The organism is Clostridium sp. HBUAS56017 (assembly GCF_007115085.1).
GTDB lineage: Bacteria > Bacillota > Clostridia > Clostridiales > Clostridiaceae > Clostridium > Clostridium cibarium.
Genome location: NZ_SULK01000007.1, coordinates 1 through 19675 on the forward strand (window position 1 = coordinate 1; position 19675 = coordinate 19675).

General features: G+C 29.4%; 20 protein-coding genes, 1 riboswitch and 1 other annotated feature. All 20 genes read left to right on the forward strand.

Annotated elements, in window-relative coordinates:
* The first annotated feature begins 117 nt into the window (after window positions 1–117).
* The 20 genes from FAY47_RS07855 (at window position 118) to FAY47_RS07945 (ending at window position 19674) form a co-directional block, all read left to right on the forward strand.
* Window positions 118–474 (forward strand): arsenate reductase family protein, encoded by a 357-nt coding sequence (locus FAY47_RS07855; RefSeq protein ID WP_143316153.1) that lies wholly within the window; start codon window positions 118–120, stop codon window positions 472–474.
* A 29-nt stretch (window positions 475–503) separates the two neighbouring features.
* Window positions 504–887 carry a DUF3783 domain-containing protein gene (locus FAY47_RS07860; RefSeq protein WP_143316154.1) on the forward strand — a complete coding sequence of 128 codons (384 nt, stop codon included), beginning with the start codon at window positions 504–506 and terminating at the stop codon, window positions 885–887.
* Window positions 888–1307: 420 nt separating this feature from the next.
* Entirely contained in the window at window positions 1308–1976 is a 669-nt protein-coding gene (locus FAY47_RS07865; RefSeq protein WP_143316155.1) for a response regulator transcription factor, read from the forward strand.
* On the forward strand, window positions 1960–3366 hold the full coding sequence (locus FAY47_RS07870) for an ATP-binding protein (RefSeq protein WP_143316156.1): 1407 nt from the start codon (window positions 1960–1962) through the stop codon (window positions 3364–3366). The genes FAY47_RS07865 and FAY47_RS07870 overlap by 17 nt, the downstream gene beginning before the upstream one ends.
* 181 nt (window positions 3367–3547) lie before the next feature.
* Window positions 3548–4945 carry a glycoside hydrolase family 1 protein gene (locus FAY47_RS07875; protein ID WP_143316157.1) on the forward strand — a complete coding sequence of 466 codons (1398 nt, stop codon included), beginning with the start codon at window positions 3548–3550 and terminating at the stop codon, window positions 4943–4945.
* A 15-nt stretch (window positions 4946–4960) separates the two neighbouring features.
* Window positions 4961–5854, forward strand: coding sequence for an ROK family protein (locus FAY47_RS07880; protein WP_143316158.1), 894 nt, complete (start codon window positions 4961–4963; stop codon window positions 5852–5854).
* A gap of 103 nt (window positions 5855–5957) precedes the next feature.
* On the forward strand, window positions 5958–7163 hold the full coding sequence (locus FAY47_RS07885; protein WP_143316159.1) for a pyridoxal phosphate-dependent aminotransferase: 1206 nt from the start codon (window positions 5958–5960) through the stop codon (window positions 7161–7163).
* A 48-nt stretch (window positions 7164–7211) separates the two neighbouring features.
* Window positions 7212–7460, forward strand: a binding site (T-box leader).
* 50 nt (window positions 7461–7510) lie between these two features.
* Window positions 7511–7993 (forward strand): Lrp/AsnC family transcriptional regulator, encoded by a 483-nt coding sequence (locus tag FAY47_RS07890; protein WP_143316160.1) that lies wholly within the window; start codon window positions 7511–7513, stop codon window positions 7991–7993.
* Complete coding sequence (locus tag FAY47_RS07895; RefSeq protein ID WP_143316161.1) at window positions 7990–9156, forward strand: aminotransferase class I/II-fold pyridoxal phosphate-dependent enzyme; 1167 nt, start codon at window positions 7990–7992, stop codon at window positions 9154–9156. The genes FAY47_RS07890 and FAY47_RS07895 overlap by 4 nt, the downstream gene beginning before the upstream one ends.
* Window positions 9157–9194: 38 nt before the next feature.
* Window positions 9195–9296, forward strand: a riboswitch (purine riboswitch).
* 94 nt (window positions 9297–9390) lie between these two features.
* A complete protein-coding gene (locus FAY47_RS07900; RefSeq protein WP_143316162.1) occupies window positions 9391–10731 on the forward strand; it encodes a nucleobase:cation symporter-2 family protein in 1341 nt (446 codons plus the stop codon).
* The gene (locus FAY47_RS07905) at window positions 10715–11287 is read left to right on the forward strand and encodes a xanthine phosphoribosyltransferase (protein WP_143316163.1); all 573 of its coding nucleotides are present in this window, start codon (window positions 10715–10717) and stop codon (window positions 11285–11287) included. The genes FAY47_RS07900 and FAY47_RS07905 overlap by 17 nt, the downstream gene beginning before the upstream one ends.
* 90 nt (window positions 11288–11377) lie before the next feature.
* Window positions 11378–11764: an ACT domain-containing protein gene (locus FAY47_RS07910; protein ID WP_341480419.1), complete on the forward strand. Its 387-nt coding sequence runs from the start codon at window positions 11378–11380 to the stop codon at window positions 11762–11764.
* A gap of 112 nt (window positions 11765–11876) precedes the next feature.
* Window positions 11877–13178, forward strand: a complete 1302-nt coding sequence (locus FAY47_RS07915; protein WP_143316165.1) for a metallophosphoesterase — start codon at window positions 11877–11879, stop codon at window positions 13176–13178.
* 72 nt (window positions 13179–13250) lie between these two features.
* Window positions 13251–13400, forward strand: a complete 150-nt coding sequence (locus tag FAY47_RS20255) for a hypothetical protein (RefSeq protein WP_185966764.1) — start codon at window positions 13251–13253, stop codon at window positions 13398–13400.
* Between the two features lie 234 nt (window positions 13401–13634).
* The gene (locus FAY47_RS07920) at window positions 13635–14387 is read left to right on the forward strand and encodes an A24 family peptidase (protein ID WP_143316290.1); all 753 of its coding nucleotides are present in this window, start codon (window positions 13635–13637) and stop codon (window positions 14385–14387) included.
* 43 nt (window positions 14388–14430) lie between these two features.
* Window positions 14431–16122 carry a GspE/PulE family protein gene (locus FAY47_RS07925; RefSeq protein WP_143316166.1) on the forward strand — a complete coding sequence of 564 codons (1692 nt, stop codon included), beginning with the start codon at window positions 14431–14433 and terminating at the stop codon, window positions 16120–16122.
* A gap of 15 nt (window positions 16123–16137) precedes the next feature.
* Window positions 16138–17340: a type II secretion system F family protein gene (locus FAY47_RS07930; RefSeq protein WP_143316167.1), complete on the forward strand. Its 1203-nt coding sequence runs from the start codon at window positions 16138–16140 to the stop codon at window positions 17338–17340.
* A 50-nt stretch (window positions 17341–17390) separates the two neighbouring features.
* Window positions 17391–17837: a prepilin-type N-terminal cleavage/methylation domain-containing protein gene (locus tag FAY47_RS21180; protein WP_207706229.1), complete on the forward strand. Its 447-nt coding sequence runs from the start codon at window positions 17391–17393 to the stop codon at window positions 17835–17837.
* Window positions 17838–17931: 94 nt separating this feature from the next.
* Window positions 17932–19116 (forward strand): type IV pilus assembly protein PilM, encoded by a 1185-nt coding sequence (gene pilM / locus FAY47_RS07940; RefSeq protein WP_143316168.1) that lies wholly within the window; start codon window positions 17932–17934, stop codon window positions 19114–19116.
* 9 nt (window positions 19117–19125) lie between these two features.
* Window positions 19126–19674: a PilN domain-containing protein gene (locus FAY47_RS07945; protein ID WP_143316169.1), complete on the forward strand. Its 549-nt coding sequence runs from the start codon at window positions 19126–19128 to the stop codon at window positions 19672–19674.
* Window position 19675: the final 1 nt, after the last annotated feature.

The window sequence follows — 19675 nt, forward strand, 5'->3', positions numbered from 1 at the left end:
TATAAAAAGCTATCTTTTCAGAAAAGAAAAGATAGCTTTTTTTACGTATATTTATATTTTGATTTTTTGAAATTATTATGCTATAATAATTATTATTAGTTAATAAGAGGTGTGAATATGAGTGTTATATTAATTGAATACCCTAGATGTACTACATGTAAGAAAGCAAAAAAATTTCTAAATGATAAGAATATAGAATTTACGGATAGACATATTGTGGAGGAAAATCCTACAGAAGAAGAATTATTGAACTGGATGGAAAAAAGTGAATTAGAGCCAAAGAAATTCTTCAATACATCGGGTAATTTATATAAAGATATGAACTTAAAAGAGAAAGTAAAAAATATAACGAAGGAAGAAGCTGCTAAAATTTTATCGACTAATGGAATGCTTGTAAAAAGGCCGGTATTAATAAAAGATAGTAAAATAGTGTTAGGATTTAAAGAGGAAATCTACAATGAAATATTTGAATAGAATTCTTATTTTGAGTTAGGAGATAAATTATGATTGATAAGGAATGTATAATTATATGTAACTTTAATGAAAAGGAAAAGAAATTAATTAAAGCATATGCTAGTATGATAGGGATAAAAGAACAAATTCAAGTTACATGGAAAAATTCTCAAAATACTATTAAAGATATAATAGTAGGTAATATTACAGAAAATCTTGATAATGCTGAGATAAAAGATAGAGCTATTATATTTAATAGTTTAGATTCAAAAAAAGTAAGTATATTTATAGATAATATGAAAAAAATGAGGATAGCACCAGCCATGAAGGCAGTAGTAACAGAGACATCAATTGAGTGGACTTTAAATCAGCTACTTAAAAATTTGATTGAAGAAAGAAAAGCAGAAAAGGCAGGAAAACAATTTAAACACTAGTATAAATATGTATATGGGGTTAAATATAACTTCATATACTTTTTTTGTTTGCAAACTACATGTTAAATTCACATTAATTTCATTACAAATATAAATGGATATATTATTATAATAGCATAGTAATTATTAATTTAAAGATAAGAAAAATAGTAGGTCTTTAAATTTTATTTTTTAGGAATTATAAGAGTATAATGATTCTTTGGGGAAAGAATCAAATTGAGGACACTTTTAACTAGGTAATGGGTAGAAATGAGAAAATGATTAACATTAAATGGTCTTAATGTTGTGCAATTGGTTAATTACTAATTGCAAAAAAATAATCCCGTATAAGATTATGTCTTATACGGGATTATTTTGTCATATCATGTTATTATATAAGTAAACAATAAATCTACGAGGAAAATTACGGAGGAGATAAAAATGCAGAATAGAATTCTTGTGGTAGAAGATGATTTGAGGATACAGGAACTTGTAGTTGAGTTTTTGCTATCTCAAGATTATAAGGTAGATTCAGCTAGTGATGGTATGGAAGGCTATGAAAAGTACAAGAATAATATATATGATTTAGTAATTTTAGATGTGATGCTTCCAAAGTTAGATGGTTATGGATTATGTAAGATGATAAGAAAAAATAATCAAGAAATAAGCATTATATTTTTAACAGCATTAGGTAGTGAAGAAGATGAGGTAAAAGGTTTTGAGTTAGAAGTAGATGATTATATTACGAAGCCATTTTCTTTTAATATATTAATCAAAAGAGTAGAAGCAGTCTTAAAAAGAAGAAGAGAAGCAAATAATTTAGGAAAATTACTTGTTTTTAAAGAATTAAAACTTGATTTGAGTACATATAAAGCTTACGTAGAAAATGAAGAAATAGAATTAACATTGAAAGAATTTAACATATTAAAAATGCTTATAGAGATATATCCAAAGGTAGCAGCCAGAGAATCTTTAATAGAAAATATTTGGGGATATGAATATTATGGTGATACTAGGGTTATAGATGCCCATGTGAAAAATATAAGAAAAAAGATAAGATATGACTATATAAAAACACTTAAGGGGGTTGGATATGTGTTGGGGAAGTAGTTGGTATAATCTCGGTATTAGAAAAAAAATTGTTTTATCTAATACTATAGCATTATTAATAGGATTTATAATACTACATCTTTCACTTATAGTATTTACCCCCTCAGTGTATGTAAACTATAGGAAATATGTAATAAATAAAAAAATAGATAAGTTAATTGACAAACTGGAAACAACAAAGTTTAATGATTTAAATGAAAAATTAGATGATTTTACCTATGACAATGATATTATGATGACCATAACTGATAATGATGGGAAAATTGTATATACTTCTTTTAGAGATGGATATGTGATTCCAAGTGAGTATCATTTAAAAAGTACTAGATCAGATATAACAAGATTAAATATAACTAAAGATTTTACCTTTAAGCAAATAGATAATAAAGAATGCAATTTAAATATTCACATTCCAGTAAGGTCTGAAGAAATTAGAACTATTATTAGGGTTTTTTTGCCATTTGCAATAATATCAACGTTAATGATATCTATGATGACAGCCTTATTTTTTTCAAAAGTTATAAGTAAACCATTAATACAACTTACAAAAAAGGCAGAAGGAATAGCTAAATTAGATTTTTCACAAAACTTTTATAGTTATGATAAAGATGAAATAGGGCAGTTATCCAATAGTCTTGATATAGTTAAAAGTAATTTAAGTACGACTATAGAAAAACTAAAAAGAGCTAATGATCAATTAAAAAGTGATTTAAAGAAAGAATTACTGGTAGACAAGGAAAGAAGGGAATTCATGGCTGTTATATCGCATGAATTAAAATCTCCTATAACAATAATAAGTGGCCAAGTGCAAGGAATGATTCATGGAATAGGAAGATATAAAGATAGAGATAAGTATTTGAGGGAAGTTTATGAAGTAACTAAGGTAATGGAAAACTTAGTTATGGAGATAATTAATGTCTCAAAAAATCTGTGCAGTGGATTTGAAATTGATAGGGAGTATATAGATATATCAGAAATGTTGAGGGAAGTTTTAAGAAGCAATTACTATTTTTCTGAAAAGAAAAAGATAAGTGTTTATGAAATAATTGAGGATGATGTATTTGTAAGTGGAGATAGGAAATTATTAAGGAAAGCTTTAAATAATATATTAAAAAATGCTTTTGAACATTCTCCACGGGGAGGAGAAGTTAGAGTTAACTTGAATAGTAATGGGCTATCAGTAAAAAATACAAGTGTAGAAATACCAAAAGAGGATATGGAAAAAGTTTTCCATGCATTTTATAGAGTTGATAAATCTAGAAATAATAGAACTGGAGGATCAGGTCTAGGATTATATATAGTTTATTTGATTTTAGAGAAGCATGATTCAATAAAATACAATTTAGAATATAGTGATGGCTACGTGGTATTCAATATGGAATTTATATAATAGAAATAGTATAAGGATATAGAGATATATTTTTATACTATTTTTTTATATTTATGAAAATCTAATATCAAATCAAATTAAAAGATATAACTAATTATAGAAAAGTCATAACTTTATATTGACGTTCATATTTCATAGTTGTAAACTTAAGGTAAAGTTAATAGATATGGAGGAGATAATAATGACTACAAAATTTAAATTTCCTAATAATTTTTGGTGGGGATCAGCTACTTCAGGACCCCAATCTGAGGGTCGATTCAATAAATTGCATAGGAGTGTTTTTGATTACTGGTATGATATAGATCCAGAGGCATTTTTCGATAAGGTTGGTCCTGATGTGGCATCTAATTTTTACAATAGTTATAAAGAAGATATAGCCATGATTAAGGATATTGGACTTAATAGTGTAAGAACTTCAATACAATGGACACGCCTTATAAAAGATTTAGAAACAGGCGAACCAGATGAGGATGGAGTTAGATTTTATAATGATATAATAGATGAATTCATAAAAAATAATATAGTGCCTGTAATAAATTTGCATCATTTTGATTTGCCGGTAGAATTATATGACAAATATGGTGGATGGGAATCTAAGCATGTAATTGATCTATTTGTTAAGTTCGCAGAAACTGCATTTAAGTTGTTTGGTGACAGAGTTAAATATTGGACAACTTTTAATGAACCGATGGTTGTGGTAGAAGGTGAATATTTATATAAATTTCATTATCCTTTAATTTCAGATGGAAAAAAAGCTATACAAGTGTTATATAATATTAATTTAGCCTCATCAAAAGCTATACAAAAATTCAAGAAAATGGGATATAATAATAATGGAGGGCAAATAGGAATTATATTAAATCTAACACCATCATATCCAAGATCACAGGATGAAGAAGATGTCAAAGCAAGCGAATTTGCAGACGATTTCTTTAATAATTCTTTCTTGAGTCCAGCAGTAAAGGGAGAATTTCCAGAAAGCCTTGTGAAGATATTAAAAGATGATAATGTAATCTGGGAATCAACAGATGAGGAGCTTCAAATTATTAGAGAAAATATAATAGATTTCTTAGGGGTTAATTATTATCAACCAAGAAGAGTAAAGGCAAAAGAGTTTCTTTATGATAATTCAAGAGGGTGGATGCCAGACAAATATTTTGATAATTATGATATGCCCGGCAAGAGGATAAATCCATATAGGGGCTGGGAGATATATCCTGAATGTATGTATGATATAGCAATTAATATAAAAAATAACTATGGAAATATTCCTTGGTACATTTCTGAAAATGGAATGGGGGTAGAAGGCGAAGAAAAGTATATAAATTCTGATGGAATAATTGAAGATGATTATAGAATTGATTTTTATAAAGAGCACCTAGAATATCTTTACAAGGGTATAGAAGAGGGGTCAAATTGTTTTGGGTATCATACATGGACTCCAATAGATTGTTGGTCATGGACTAATGCTTATAAGAATAGATATGGATTTATTGCAGTTAATTTAAAGACACAAAAGAAGACTATTAAAAAGTCAGGAAGATGGATTAAGGAAGTATCAAAAAATAATGGATTTTAATTAGGGGGAAGCAATATGAAAAATTATATGGTATTTGACATTGGGGGAAGTTCTGTAAAATCTTCTATAATAAGTGAAAATGGAGAAATTATAAATAATCAAAAGATTGATATAGCTGAAAATATGGATTTGTTTTTCGATAGCTTAGCAAAATCAGTTAATCAAAATAAGACTAAGTATAACTTGCAAGGAATTGCTATTAGTGCACCAGGAGCTGTAGATAGTGAAACTGGAATTATAGGAGGAACTAGTGCAATATCATATATTCATGGACCTAATTTTAAAGAAATTTTGATAGAAAAGACTGGATTAAATGTAGAGATAGAAAATGATGCAAATTGTGCTGCTCTAGGAGAAGTGTGGCTAGGTGCAGGTAAAGACGAAAATGATTTAGCATTTGTTGTTTGTGGAACTGGTATTGGAGGAGCAATAGTTAAGGATAGAAAGATTCATAAGGGAACTCATTTGCATGGAGGAGAATTTGGTTACTCAATTGTAAAATATGATGAAGATGGATTTGCAAGTTGGAGTGAGATAGGCTCAACAATGGTACTAGCTAAAAATGTAGCAATTAGAAAAGGTGTTTCTGAGAAAGAGATAGATGGATTAAAGGTTTTTAAGCTTTATGAAGAAGGAGATGAAATTGCAATAGAAGAGGTTGAAAAATATTATACTTATATGGCAATTGGTATCTATAATATTCAGTATACCTATGATCCTGAAGTTATAATTCTTGGGGGAGCTATTTGTGAAAGAGAAAATTATCTTAGCTCCATAGATAAGAAGTTAGATATTTTATTAGAGAAAGAAGATGGCGTCATAAAACCTAATATTAGGAAATGCAAATATGGGAATAATGCTAATAAAATCGGGGCTTTGTATCATTACTTAACAAGAAATAATAAATAACTTTTATTATTTCTATTGCATATAAAAGATTTAAAGATGATATAATAGTAACTATAATTAAATTGGACTATAGTTACTATTATTATTTTAGGGGGGCAAAAAAATGATTTCAGAAAAGATGAAGGAATTAGTTAAAAATAGTTCTACTATTAGAGCAATGTTTGAAGAAGGTAAGAGATTATCAGCAATTTATGGAGAGGAAAATGTATTTGATTATAGTTTGGGGAATCCCAATGTAGAACCACCTGAAACCATAAGAAAAGCTATATCAGATATACTTCAAGAAGAAAGTCCAAATTATGTTCATGGATATATGAATAATTCAGGATATGAAGATGTAAGGGAAGAAATTGCAAAATACATAAATAAGAAAAATGGTGTTAACTTAAATTTTGAAAATATAATAATGACTTGCGGAGCTGCAGGAGGGTTAAATATTATATTAAAAACTATATTAAACCCAGAAGACGAGGTTATAACTTTTGCGCCTTTCTTTGGAGAATATGCAAACTATGTTAAAAATTTTGATGGAAAGCTTGTTATAGTAGAATCTGAAGAGAAAACTTTTCAACCTAATATAGATGCATTGGAAAAGGGAATTACAAGTAAGACAAAAGCCATAATAATTAATTCACCTAATAATCCTACAGGAGTAGTATATACTGAGGAATCAATTAAGAGAATGGCAGAAACATTAGAAAAGAAACAAAAGGAATATGGGACTAGAATATTTCTAATTTCAGATGAACCATATAAGGAAATAGCTTATGATGGTGTTAAAGTGCCATTTATCCTTAACTACTATAAGAATTCATTTATAGGATATTCCTATAGTAAATCATTGTCACTTCCAGGAGAAAGAATTGGATATATTGCAGTAAATCCTGAAGTAGATGATTTTAAAGATGTTGTAAGCTCTTTGAATGTTGCAAATAGAATACTTGGGTTTGTAAATGCACCGTCTCTTTTTCAAAGAGTTATAGCTAAGACTTTAGGTGCAGAAGTCGATGTTAATATATATAAAAAGAATAGAGACCTATTATATAACCACTTGATATCATTAGGGTTTGAATGTGTAAAACCAGAAGGGGCATTTTACCTATTTCCAAAAGCATTAATTGAGAATGATAAAAAGTTTGTTGAAATAGGAAAGAAATATAACTTACTTATGGTTCCTGGAACTTCTTTTGGTAGACCAGGATATGTTAGACTTTCTTATTGTATAAGTTATGAAAAAATAGTGAAGTCACTTGATAGTTTTACAAAATTGGCTAAGGAATGTAATGAAATAATTAATAAAAATCAATAATTATCATTGACTTAGTATTAATTATAGTAGATAATGTTTATGTGATATGAAAAGATAATGATAAGGAAGAGTATTAAAATAAATTTCTTTTAGAGAGCTAAGGGTAGGTGAAACTTAGTAGAAATCTTTTAAGAAGCAGCCTTTGAATCGCTTATTGAGAACTAAGATAATTCTTAATGTAGATAATGCCGTAGCCCTTACGTTACAAAGGGAGGAATATGATTGTATTCTTTCATGAGTGAGTAAAGAAATTTACTTATTAGGGTGGTACCGCGGATTATTAACTTCGTCCCTTTTTGGGGATGGAGTTTTTTTATTACTCAATTTATATTTATGGAGGATTTAAAATGGAAGAAATTTTAGAGATTTTAGAAGAAAACAGCAGGTATACTGATGAACAAATTGCAGTTATGACAGGTAAATCATTAGAAGAAGTTAGGGCAGCAATTAAGGAATACGAAGAGAAAAGTGTAATTGCTGGATATAAAACGTTAATAAATTGGGAAAATGTTGGGAAGGAAACAGTTACAGCACTAATAGAAGTAAAGATTACTCCTCAAAGAGGTGTTGGTTTTGATAGCGTAGCTGAAAGAATATATAAATTTGACCATGTTAAGGCTTGTTATTTAATGTCTTCAGGTGGATTTGACCTTATGGTTATGGTAGAAGGGAAGAGTATGAAGGAAATAGCTTCTTTTGTAGCTGAAAAACTATCATGTCAAGAGTACGTAAACGGAACAGCAACACATTTTGTATTAAAGAAATATAAAGAACATGGAACAATATTTAAGGAAGAAAAGACAGATGATAGGGAGGCAATTTTTATATGATACTAGAGAAGATGATTAAAGATAACGTGAAAAATATGCCTCCTTCAGGTATAAGAAAATTTTTTGATATTGTAAACGAAATGGATGATGTTATTTCATTGGGGGTAGGGGAACCAGATTTTGTTACTCCTTGGAATGTAAGAGAAGCTGGAATCTACTCTCTAGAAAAGGGTCATACACATTATTCTTCAAATGCTGGATTTATTGAACTTAGACAAGAAATATCTAAATATTTAGATAGAAAATTTAATTTATCATATAATCCAGATAATGAAATAATAGTAACAGTTGGTGGAAGTGAAGGTATAGATATAGCTTTAAGAACTTTGGTTGGACCTGGTGATGAAGTAATAATACCAGAGCCAAGTTTCGTTGCCTATAAAGGTTGCACAACTTTCACAGGAGCTACTCCAAAGGTGATAAATTTAAAGGCAGAAAATGATTTTAAGCTTACAAGAGAGGAGCTTGAAGATGCTATTACAGAAAAAACAAAGGTTCTAATTATGCCTTTTCCTAATAATCCTACAGGAGCTATTATGACAAAAGAAGAACTTCAGCCTTTGGTAGATCTATTAAAAGAAAAAGAAATTATAATATTATCTGATGAAATATATGCAGAATTATCTTATGATGAACCTCACATATCAATAGCTTCTTTCAAAGAAGTAAAAGATCAGACTGTTGTTATTAATGGATTTTCGAAGTCATATGCTATGACTGGTTGGAGACTTGGATATGTTTGTGGTAATTCTATTTTATTAAATGAAATGAAAAAGATACATCAATATTCAATTATGTGCTCTCCAACAACAGCACAATATGCAGCTATAGAAGCATTAAAGAATGGAGATGAAAGTGTAAGTAAGATGGTTAAGGAATACAATAGAAGGAGAAGGGTTTTAGTGGATGGTTTTAGAAAATTAGGATTAGATTGCTTTGAACCTTTAGGAGCTTTCTATGTATTTCCATCTATAAAAGCAACAGGAATGACTTCAGATGAGTTTTGTGAAGATTTATTGAAGAAGGAAAAGGTACTAACAGTTCCTGGAAATGCTTTTGGAGAATGTGGAGAAGGATTTATTAGAGCTTGTTATGCTTCATCTATGGATAATATAGTCGAAGCTTTAAAGAGAATTGAAAGATATTTAGATGGGTTAAAGTAGAATAAATAATTTTTATAAAATGATAATTTGTGATATAATCGACTTTGTTATATGAAACTCGTATAAAGTGGGAAATATGGTCCCAAAGTTTCTACCTGCTAACCGTAAAATAGCAGACTACGAGGTGAGTTGTTTTAAATAGAGTTATTTATTATATTCAAAAACAGCACCTCAAAAGGGGTGCTGTTTTTATTTTATAAAATATTTTAAACAAAAAGTGAGAGAGGAAGAAAAATGGAGAAAACTAAAAAGAAATTAAATAATGATGATTTAATGTACAATATTGATGATACTCCAAGTACAATGGTTCAAATATTACTTGGATTTCAGAATATTTTCGCTGCATTTGGAGGAATTATAGCAGTTCCTCTTGTAGTGTCAAATGCACTTGGACTAGATGGAAAAGCTTCTACAACAATACTTGGAGCTACAATATTAGCATCTGGTATTGCAACTATAATGCAATCTAGAAGAATAGGTCCTGTAGGGGCAAAAGTGCCTTGCGTTATGGGAACTGACTTTACTTTCGTAGCTCCAATAATAGCAGTTGGATCAGCCGCTGGACTTCCGGCAGTAGTTGGAGCAACTATATTAGGATCTTTAGTAGAAGTAATACTTAGCTTTTTTATAAAGCCATTATTAAAGTTTTTTCCTAAAATAGTAACAGGAACTGTTGTGTGTTTGATAGGTTTAACTTTGGTACCTGTTTCTATTGATTGGGCAGCAGGAGGAAACGGAAGTAAAGATTATGGTAGTATTAAGAATATTGCTATAGCCATGTTTGTGCTTATAATAACTTTACTAATTAATAGATATGGCAAGGGAATAGTTAGTTCTGCATCAGTTCTAATAGGAATGGTTATTGGATATGTAGTTTGTATACCTTTTGGCATGGTGGATTTTAGCTTGGTTAAAGAAGCAAGTTGGTTTGAGTTTCCTAAATTATTTGAATTTGGAGTGGATTTTAATTTAAAGTATGTAATGGCATTTGTACCTGCATATATTGTCACAGTAATTGAAACTGTAGGATGTTTAGCTACTATATGTGAAGTTTCTAAAATAAAAGCTGATGACAAGATTATAGGAAGAGGAGTTTTATCAGATGGTGTAGGAAGTGCCTTAGCAGGAGCTCTAGGAACCTTTCCTAATACTACTTTTAGTCAGAATGTTGGACTTATACCATTAACAAGAAATGCTAGTCGCAAAGTAGCTATTATGGCAGGGATACTTCTAGTAGCACTTGGATTTTTGCCTAAGTTTGCAGCACTTATAAATATAATGCCATCACCAGTTTTAGGTGGAGTTGGGATAGTCATGTTTGGAACTATTGCAGCTGCTGGAATTAGGACGTTAAGTACTATAGAAATGAATAATAGAAATATTTTAATAATTGCTGCCTCAATAGGATTAGGACTTGGTGTTACATTCAGACCTGAATTTATATCGCAGCTTCCAGAAGGAATAAGATTGATATTTTCATCAGGAATTTCAACAGGAACAATAGTGGCATTAATTTTAAATAAAATACTAAAAGAAGAAAATAAGGAGGAAAATGATAATGAAGTCATTGAATAGAAAGATATTAGAAGAAGGACGAGCTTTAAATAGAAATGTCTTAAAAGTAGATTCATTTTTAAATCATGGCGTAGATCCAAAACTTATGAAAGAGATTGGAATTTGCTTTAATGAGTATTTTAAGGGAAAAGGTATAACTAAGGTATTTACAATAGAAAGTTCAGGAATAGCACCAGCAGTTATGACTGCATTACATATGAATCTACCAATGGTAACATTAAAGAAACAAACATCTAAGATATTAAAAGATGGTGTATATCAAACAACGGTACATTCCTTCACCAAAGGGCTAGATTATGAACTCACATTATCAAAAGATTATATTAGTGAAGGTGATAAAATTTTAATAATAGATGATTTTTTAGCAAATGGAGAAGCTGCTTTAGGGGCAGCAAGAATTATAGAGCAAGCCGGAGCAAGAGTTGGTGGAATAGGAATAGTGATAGAAAAGTCTTTTCAAAAAGGAAGAGAATTGTTAGATAAAAAAGGATATGATGTATATTCTCTAGCTAGGATAAAAAGATTAGATGAAGGAGTAATTGAATTTTTAGAATAAATAATATTGCGAAAATCCTGTAATAATTGTTATATTATTACAGGATTTGTATTATAATAAAATAAATAGATATTTATATGGGAGGGGAGTATATTGAATATAAAAGTATTAGAAGAAAATTATATAGTTTGTCGTCTTGATAATGAGGAAGTAGTTCCAAGATGGGTTAACTCTAAGAAGTTTACCTCGATAACTAGAACAGAAGATGAATTAAGTATAGTATGTGAGGATAAAAACATTCCCCAGGAAATAAAAGTTGAGAGAACCTGGAGAATTTTGAAAATTGAAGGACCATTAGACTTTTCACTTATAGGGATTTTATCGAATATAAGTAGCATTCTTGCAGAAGAAAAAATAAGCATATTTGCCATTTCAACTTTTGATACAGATTATATCCTAGTAAAGGAAGAAGATTTAGAAAAAACTATTAATACATTGATTGCTAATGGCCATAATATAATTAATATTAATAACTAAGGCATAGGACAAAGTATCCTATGTTTTTATTGTCTATAAAAGAAAATATGTATTAAGTTTAGGTTTAATGGTTAAGTTATTATTGGGTAAGTAGATTAACAGGGGGAAAATCATGATTAAGAAGATATTGACCACATTAATTACAATTGCATTAGTTATTATAGCTTTTGTAGCCAAAATACCGAAAGCTGGTGTTAAATCAAAATTTGATACTTTAAGTGATGAAGTTGATATTAGATTTTCGGTAATAAGTGATTTGCACATAGCACCCCATAAAGTTAGAGAAAGGGATAGACTTAAAAAGGTATTTTCAACTATCTATAATTTAGATAGTAATATGAAAGCTATTGCTATTGCAGGAGATCTAACAGATAGTGGATCAAAAGGTGAATACGAAGTCGTAAAAAACATTATAAATGATAATAAAAAAGCAAAAACACAGATTATAGCATCAATGGGTAATCATGAAGGTAATTCAGCAGAACTTTTTAAATCAACTATAGGAAGAAATCCAAAAGAAAATATAAATTTAGATGGATATCACTTTATAACATTAAGTCCACGTACAAGTGAAGGTGAATATGGGGGAAGTAATTACTATTTAGATGAAAGTTGGCTTATAGAACAATTAGATGAAGCAGTTAATGAGGATCCTAATAAACCTATATTTGTATTTATGCACCACGGAATAAAGAATACAGTTTGTGGTACAGATTTATGGAATACAAATGATTTAGCAGAAGTTTTGAAAAAATATCCTCAAGTTATACATTTCTCAGGACATTCACATTATCCTTTGAATGATCCTAAAAGTATATATCAAAAAGATTTTACAGCTATTAATACTAGTACAATAAGCTATTTTGAATTAGAGCCAGATATGATGTATGGAAGTATTCCGCCTTACTCAGATAATGCTTTTCAGATGATGGTAGTAGAAGTAAAAGGGAATGTAGTTAAGGTTAAAAGATTAGATTTATTATCAAATCAATATATAGGTGAAGATTGGATAATAGATATCTCAAAGGGAAAGAAAGATTTTAAATATACAGATGACAGAAAAGAAAAGAGTAAGGAACCATATTTCGATATAAATGATGTTAGAGTAAGTGATATTGAAGGTATGAATTGTAGAATTGAAACAAATCAAGCTAAGATAAATAAGAAGAGTGAAAGTGAAGATATAGTTTATTCTTACAAATATGATTTTAGAAATAGAAAAACAGGAGAAATAGAGAAAACGTACAAAGTAAGTTCACAGTTTTATTTAATTCCTATGCCGCAAGTTTTATCTCAAGAATTTGAAAAGTTAAATTCTGAAACTGAATATGAAGTAATAATAACAGCTATTAATGCCTATGGAATAGAAAGTAGTAACTCGGTAGGAGGAATGTTTAAAACAAAAAAGAAATAACATAAATTTTCAAGGAATATTTCTATTGCAAATTTAAGAAACTAAAAGTATTAAGAGAGAAGGAGTGATTTTATGGCCAAAGCTGGTATGAGAAGACCTGATGAAAATGAACCTCATGGAACTGAAAGTAATCATAAGCAACGTTTTACAAAACAAGAACCAACAGTTCCAGAAATACAAGGAAAAGCAAAGACTGGCAATAAAAAAGCAGGAAAAATATAAGGTTAAAAAAGAGATTGTATTAGTAAATTTTTATTAATACAATCTTTTTTTGTCTAAAAAATAAAAAGATATATTTTTGAGAAATATAGAGTATACTATTGAATTATTGAAAATATATACATTATATTCAAAATAAAATATGTTATGAAAATATATACATTAATTGTAAAAATATTATTGATTTAGAGTTGGGAATGTTTTACAATGGGGTTAGCAATTATTCATGAAGGGGTGATGAATATTATCTTATTTATTATATTAATAGGCTTAAGTATTGGAAGTTTCCTAAATGTATGTATATGTAGGATTCCAAATGAGGAGTCTATTTCTTTTCCACCGTCGCATTGTACAAGCTGCGGATATAAATTAAAGTTTTATGATTTAATTCCGGTTTTAAGTTATTTCATACTAAAAGGACGGTGCAGGAAATGCAAGGAAAAGATATCTATACAATATCCATTAGTAGAAATTACTAATGCAATATTATATGTAGCATTATATATTAAGTTTGGATGCACATTTGAATTTATAAAATATAGTATTTTACTATCAATATTAGTAGTAATAGGAATAATAGATTTACAAACACAATATGTATATAGGATTACCACAATAGTAGGAGCAGTATCTGGAGGGGTTTTTTTTATTATTAAATGGAAAATAGATAACAAATTTCCCGGAGGTTACGCTTTAGGTGCTATTATAGGATTTTTCATAATATATATAATTGTAAAGGTCACAGGAGGAATGGGTGAAGGAGATATAGAAATTGCAACAATTTGTGGACTATTTTTAGGGATAAAACAAATTATTTTTGCAATATTTATATCTTTTGTAACTGGAGGAGTTGTAGGATTAATGTATTTAATCTTTAAACTTAAAGGACGTAAAGATGAAATTGCTTTTGGACCATATCTAGTACTCGGAACTATTACTGCTATTTTTTTTGGCGTAAATATCATTAATTGGTATATTTCTTTGTGCTAGGTAATAAATATGATTTGGTTATAGAAACAAGGTAGGTGTGCTTATGGCAAAGAAAGATAGAAAGAGATTAGGTGACATTTTAGTTAATTCAGGAAAGATTACAGAACTTCAACTTGTTAATGCACTAAACAATCAAAGAATAGTTGGTAAGAAGCTTGGAGAGGTGTTGATAGAAAGTAAAGTAGTATCTGAAATCGATATAATTAATGCAATAGAGGAACAAACAGGAATAAGCAAGGTGGATTTAAGCCTTATACAATATGATAAAAAGGCTATTAAACTAGTGTCACAAAAATTGTGCAAAAAATATATATTAGCACCTTTTGGTTTTGAAGATAATAAGATTAAAGTTGCCTTTGAAGATCCTTTAAATATGTTTGCAATAGACGATGTTTCCATATCAACAGGTCTTGAAGTGCTACCGTATATTGCCACTAAAGGAGACATACAAAAATTTATTGAGATAATTTATAGCAGCGAACAAGTTAAGGCAGCAGCAGAAGAATTGCTTAAAGAAACTATGGGATATAAGGAAGTTGAAGAAGACATTGAAGAAATGGATAATGTAAAAAATGCTCCTGTAGTTAAAATGATAGATCAATTATTCAAAAATGCAGTAGAAATGAGGGCATCAGATATACATATCGAGCCTTATGAAACTGAAGTAAGAATAAGATATAGAATAGATGGTGAACTTCAAACTATAAATAGGCTTGGTATAGAAAGCTTGGCACCACTAGTGACTAGAATAAAGATTTTATCAAGTTTAAATATAGCTGAAAGAAGGGTACCACAAGATGGAAAGATAATAACAAGGATAGGAGAAGAGGAAGTTGATTTAAGAGTGTCAATTTTACCAGTAATAAATGGTGAGAAGGTGGTTATAAGAATTCTTGATAGAAAAAGTTATAGGGTTAGCAAAAAGCAATTAGGATTAAGTTCTGAAAGCATGAAAAAACTTGAAAATATCATTTCCAGCCCAAATGGGATAATGCTTGTAACAGGGCCAACTGGTAGTGGAAAATCAACAACATTATATACTGTATTAAGCGAGTTGAATTCAGATAAAGTAAATATTATAACTATAGAAGATCCAGTTGAATATACTCTTGATGGTATAAATCAAGTTAATGTAAATTCGAAAGCAGGAATGACTTTCGCAAGTGGACTAAGAAGTGTGTTAAGGCAAGATCCAGATATAGTAATGATAGGTGAGATTAGAGATGATGAAACTGCACAAATTGCTATAAAAGCAGCTATAACTGGACATCTAGTGTTAAGTACATTACATACAAATGATGCACCATCATCTATATCAAGACTTGTAGATATGGGAATAGAACCATATTTAGTAACAACATCAATAGCTGGGGTAGTTGCACAAAGACTTGTTAGAAGAATCTGTCCATATTGCAATGAAAGTTATGAAGCATCAGATTATGAAAAAAAGGTGCTTAATCAAGATACTAATAAACCATTAATACTTCACAGAGGTAAAGGATGCGGACATTGTAACAATACTGGCTATTATGGGCGAATTGGTGTGTATGAAATTATGGAAGTTGGAAGAGCTTTTAGAGAAGCTATTACAAATAATATAAATTTGGACAAACTAAGAGATATAGCAAAAAAAAATGGTATGACAACGTTGGAAGAAGAATGCAAAAAGTTTGTTTTAAGTGGGATAACTACTGTAAAGGAACTTGCAACAATAACTTTATTAAAGGATGTATAAAAAGGTGGGATTGCTGTGAAAAGGTTTAAATACAAGGCCATGAAGAGCGATGGAAGTAAGGTTGAAGGGGAATATGAATCTTACTCTAAGGATTTAGTACTTTCTATGATAACATCAAATGGATACTATCCTCTAAGAATAGAAGAGATAGTAGAAAGTAAAAAAATTGAGTTTAAATTTAGAAAGAAGGTTAAATTAAAGGATTTATCAGTGTTTTGTAGGCAGCTTTATACTATGTTAGATGCTGGAATATCTATTACTAATGCATTAAATATTTTAAGAAATCAATTATACAATTATAGTTTAAAAGATGCAATTTCTCAAATAGAAGCTGATGTTAAAAAGGGTGAAATGTTATCAGATGCAATGAAAAAACATGGAGATATATTTCCAAACCTAGTAACTAGTATGGTGGAATCGGGGGAAGTTAGTGGTAACTTAGATGAAATGATGCTTAGGTTATCAGTAAATTACGAAAAGGAAAATAGAATCAATAAGAAAGTAGTATCGGCTATGATATATCCAATAATTTTATCAATTGTAGCTGTACTAGCAGTAATGATTATAATGATTTTTGTAATGCCAATTTTTATTCAAATATTTAATGATATGGATGTAAAACTTCCTATTGTAACAAAGGCACTACTTGCTGTAAGTGGATTTTTACAGAGAGATATTATATTTATCTTATTAATTATTATGGCCTTGATAGGAGGTTTTATATATTATAAGCAAACTGAAAAGGGAATGTGGTTTGTAAGTAAAGCAAAACTTAAAATGCCTATTATAGGAAAGTTAAGCAAAAAAATTATAGTATCTAGATTTACTAGAACTTTGTCAACGTTAATGGCTTCGGGGGTGTCATTAATACAAGCATTGCCTATAGTAGGAGCTGTTCTTGGAAATAAGGTGGCTGAAGAAGCAATAGCTACAATCAGGGAAAGAGTAGCTAGAGGAGAAGGGTTAAGCGATCCTATTAAAAGAATAGAAATATTTCCACCTATGTTACCCTCTATGATTAAAATAGGTGAAGAAGCTGGTTCGTTAGATGATATTTTAAATAAAACTGCAGACTTTTATGATGAAGAAGTTGAAGAAGCAATACAAAATGTCACAGCATTAATAGAACCACTATTAATAATAGTGATGGGGGTAGTAATCGGGTTTATAGTTGCGGCTATAATGCTACCAATGGTTGATATGTATTCAGCAATGTAGGTTTAAATTTTAAATTTAAATATATTACAAAATATCTAGGAGGGGTTTATATGTTAAAAAATTCAATGAAGAAGAAGAGAGGAAAGGGCTTTACTCTTATTGAACTTATTATAGTTATTGCAATTATTGCAATTCTTGCAGCTTTGATAATTCCAAAGTTTGGAGATATTAAAGAGAAAGCTAATGCCAAAGCTGATATTTCAAATGCAAAGAATATACAAAGTGCTGCTGTGGTTTTTGATGAAGAAAATCCAAAGGCTATAACTACCACTTGGCAAGCATTATCAGCTGTGACAGATAGTAATGGGAAAACTCTAGAAAATAGTCTTCAAAGTGTGCCAAAAGCAAAAGCAAAAGATTATAAGGATTCTGATTTTTATGTTGAGAAAGATGCTAATGGCGATATTATAGTAGGCGTGAAGAAAAGTGCTAGTGGTTCTAGCGAAGAAGAAATATATCCTAGCGCAGGAACAAATACTCCATACAAACTTGATTAAAGTTTGTTAAGTTAATTAAAGTGTAAGACTTAAGTCTTACACTTTAATAAAATGGCAGCTTAAAATATAAAGATTAAGCAAAGAGGTGACAAAGATGTCTACTAAAACTAATAAGAAAATAAGCTTTTCAAAGATTAAGGATCTAGGAAGCATTGATATAAAAGATATATTTAGAAAACCAAATGAAGATGGAGAATTAGAAAAAAAGAAATCAAATAAAAAAGTAAAGGAAATGGCTAAAAATGTAGTAGCTATAGATATAGGAAGTAACTTTATAAAAATGGGGGAAGGGAGATATTATAAAGGGAAACTTAGGGTAACAAATCTTCTTCAAATACCAACTCCAGAAGGAGCAGTAACAGATGGAAAAATATTAGATAGTGAGATATTAGGAGAAATAATTCAATATGCTTTTAAAGGGTATGGGATAAGAGCAAAAGAAGGAATTATTACTACTAATTCTTCAAGCATTATAAATAGAGAGGTTATAATTCCAAAAGTATCAGATGAAGAAATAGAAACTGTAACACGATATGAAATTCAACAATATCTTCCAATAAACCTTGATAACTATATTGTTGAATTTATTGTTTTACAAGAATTGGAAGAGGAAACTGGAATAAAACTTAAATTAAATGTTATCACATTTCCTGAACAAGTTGCTTTGGGATACTATCAGTTATTAAATTCATTGGAAAAAAATCCGTATGCTCTTGATGTAAGTTATAATTCTATAAAAAAACTAGCAACTTATACTGAAATAGGAGCAAAGAAAATTGAAGGAGAAGAAAATACTGTTACTTTTGTTGATATGGGAGCAACAACAGTAAATGTAACGATAATAAAGAATGACAAGGTAGATTTTAATAGAATAATTAAATTTGGTGGAAATAACATTAATAATGCATTAAATGAAAAACTTAATATATCAATAAAGGGCACAGAATCAGCTAAGATTCAGAAATCCAGTTTATTAGAAGAAGATGAATATGATGAATTTAATCAAGTTGTAAGAGACTCTATTGATGATTTTTTAGATGAATTTCAAAGGGTATTACAATTTTATAACAATAAATCAGGAGGAAATCCTGTAGATAAAATATTTATATATGGAGGAACAGCAAATTTAAAAGGATTAAGTACGTATATGACAAAAAAATTAAACAAAGAAGTTGAAAAGATAAGCTTTTTAAAACATGTTGAGTTAAATGCAAGAAAAGTAATTGGGGAACCTGTTTGGGAATATTTAAATGTAATAGGCTCCATAATAAGACTTTAGGAGGTTAATATGAGAACGGATTTGAACTTCTTTAGTCCTTATCAAGGAATAAAAAAAGAGAAAAGTGATAGTAAGAAATATATATATTCTGCTTCAGGAGTTATTGGAGCTATTATTATTGGATCTTTAATATGGAACACTGTAAATATATATAAGGTGCAAAGTGAAATAGATGATTATAACACTAAACTTTCAGATAACACCTTAAAAGCAAAATTGAAAGAATCAGGGGAGATTACAGTAAAAACAGCATCATTAAATCTGTATGATCAAGATTTTACAGAGTTAGCAACGGCTATAAAGAGTAGAGAGGTTATAGATACAGACTTATTAAATGCTTTAAGTTCTACGCTGCCAAGTGAAGTTTGCTTTACGAGCATTGATGTGCAAAAAAACAAAATAAAGATTATTGCAGAGGCTACTAGAAGATCAGCAATTGGAGAGCTTGAGCATAACTTGAATAGTTTGAAAAATGTTCAAAATGTATATGTAAGTAAAATAGTTGAAACGGGAGTCTATAGCTGTGAAATAGAATGTTCGTTAAAGGATGTTGAGTAAT

Excerpts from the sequence above, each read along its gene's own strand:
- FAY47_RS07855 (WP_143316153.1), top strand. The coding sequence starts at position 118 with ATGAGTGTTATATTAATTGAATACCCTAGATGTACTACATGTAAGAAA.
- FAY47_RS07860 (WP_143316154.1), top strand. The coding sequence starts at position 504 with ATGATTGATAAGGAATGTATAATTATATGTAACTTTAATGAAAAGGAA.
- FAY47_RS07865 (WP_143316155.1), top strand. The coding sequence starts at position 1,308 with ATGCAGAATAGAATTCTTGTGGTAGAAGATGATTTGAGGATACAGGAA.
- FAY47_RS07870 (WP_143316156.1), top strand. The coding sequence starts at position 1,960 with ATGTGTTGGGGAAGTAGTTGGTATAATCTCGGTATTAGAAAAAAAATT.
- FAY47_RS07875 (WP_143316157.1), top strand. The coding sequence starts at position 3,548 with ATGACTACAAAATTTAAATTTCCTAATAATTTTTGGTGGGGATCAGCT.
- FAY47_RS07880 (WP_143316158.1), top strand. The coding sequence starts at position 4,961 with ATGAAAAATTATATGGTATTTGACATTGGGGGAAGTTCTGTAAAATCT.
- FAY47_RS07885 (WP_143316159.1), top strand. The coding sequence starts at position 5,958 with ATGATTTCAGAAAAGATGAAGGAATTAGTTAAAAATAGTTCTACTATT.
- FAY47_RS07890 (WP_143316160.1), top strand. The coding sequence starts at position 7,511 with ATGGAAGAAATTTTAGAGATTTTAGAAGAAAACAGCAGGTATACTGAT.
- FAY47_RS07895 (WP_143316161.1), top strand. The coding sequence starts at position 7,990 with ATGATACTAGAGAAGATGATTAAAGATAACGTGAAAAATATGCCTCCT.
- FAY47_RS07900 (WP_143316162.1), top strand. The coding sequence starts at position 9,391 with ATGGAGAAAACTAAAAAGAAATTAAATAATGATGATTTAATGTACAAT.
- FAY47_RS07905 (WP_143316163.1), top strand. The coding sequence starts at position 10,715 with ATGAAGTCATTGAATAGAAAGATATTAGAAGAAGGACGAGCTTTAAAT.
- FAY47_RS07915 (WP_143316165.1), top strand. The coding sequence starts at position 11,877 with ATGATTAAGAAGATATTGACCACATTAATTACAATTGCATTAGTTATT.
- FAY47_RS20255 (WP_185966764.1), top strand. The coding sequence starts at position 13,251 with ATGGCCAAAGCTGGTATGAGAAGACCTGATGAAAATGAACCTCATGGA.
- FAY47_RS07920 (WP_143316290.1), top strand. The coding sequence starts at position 13,635 with ATGAATATTATCTTATTTATTATATTAATAGGCTTAAGTATTGGAAGT.
- FAY47_RS07925 (WP_143316166.1), top strand. The coding sequence starts at position 14,431 with ATGGCAAAGAAAGATAGAAAGAGATTAGGTGACATTTTAGTTAATTCA.
- FAY47_RS21180 (WP_207706229.1), top strand. The coding sequence starts at position 17,391 with ATGTTAAAAAATTCAATGAAGAAGAAGAGAGGAAAGGGCTTTACTCTT.
- pilM (WP_143316168.1), top strand. The coding sequence starts at position 17,932 with ATGTCTACTAAAACTAATAAGAAAATAAGCTTTTCAAAGATTAAGGAT.
- FAY47_RS07945 (WP_143316169.1), top strand. The coding sequence starts at position 19,126 with ATGAGAACGGATTTGAACTTCTTTAGTCCTTATCAAGGAATAAAAAAA.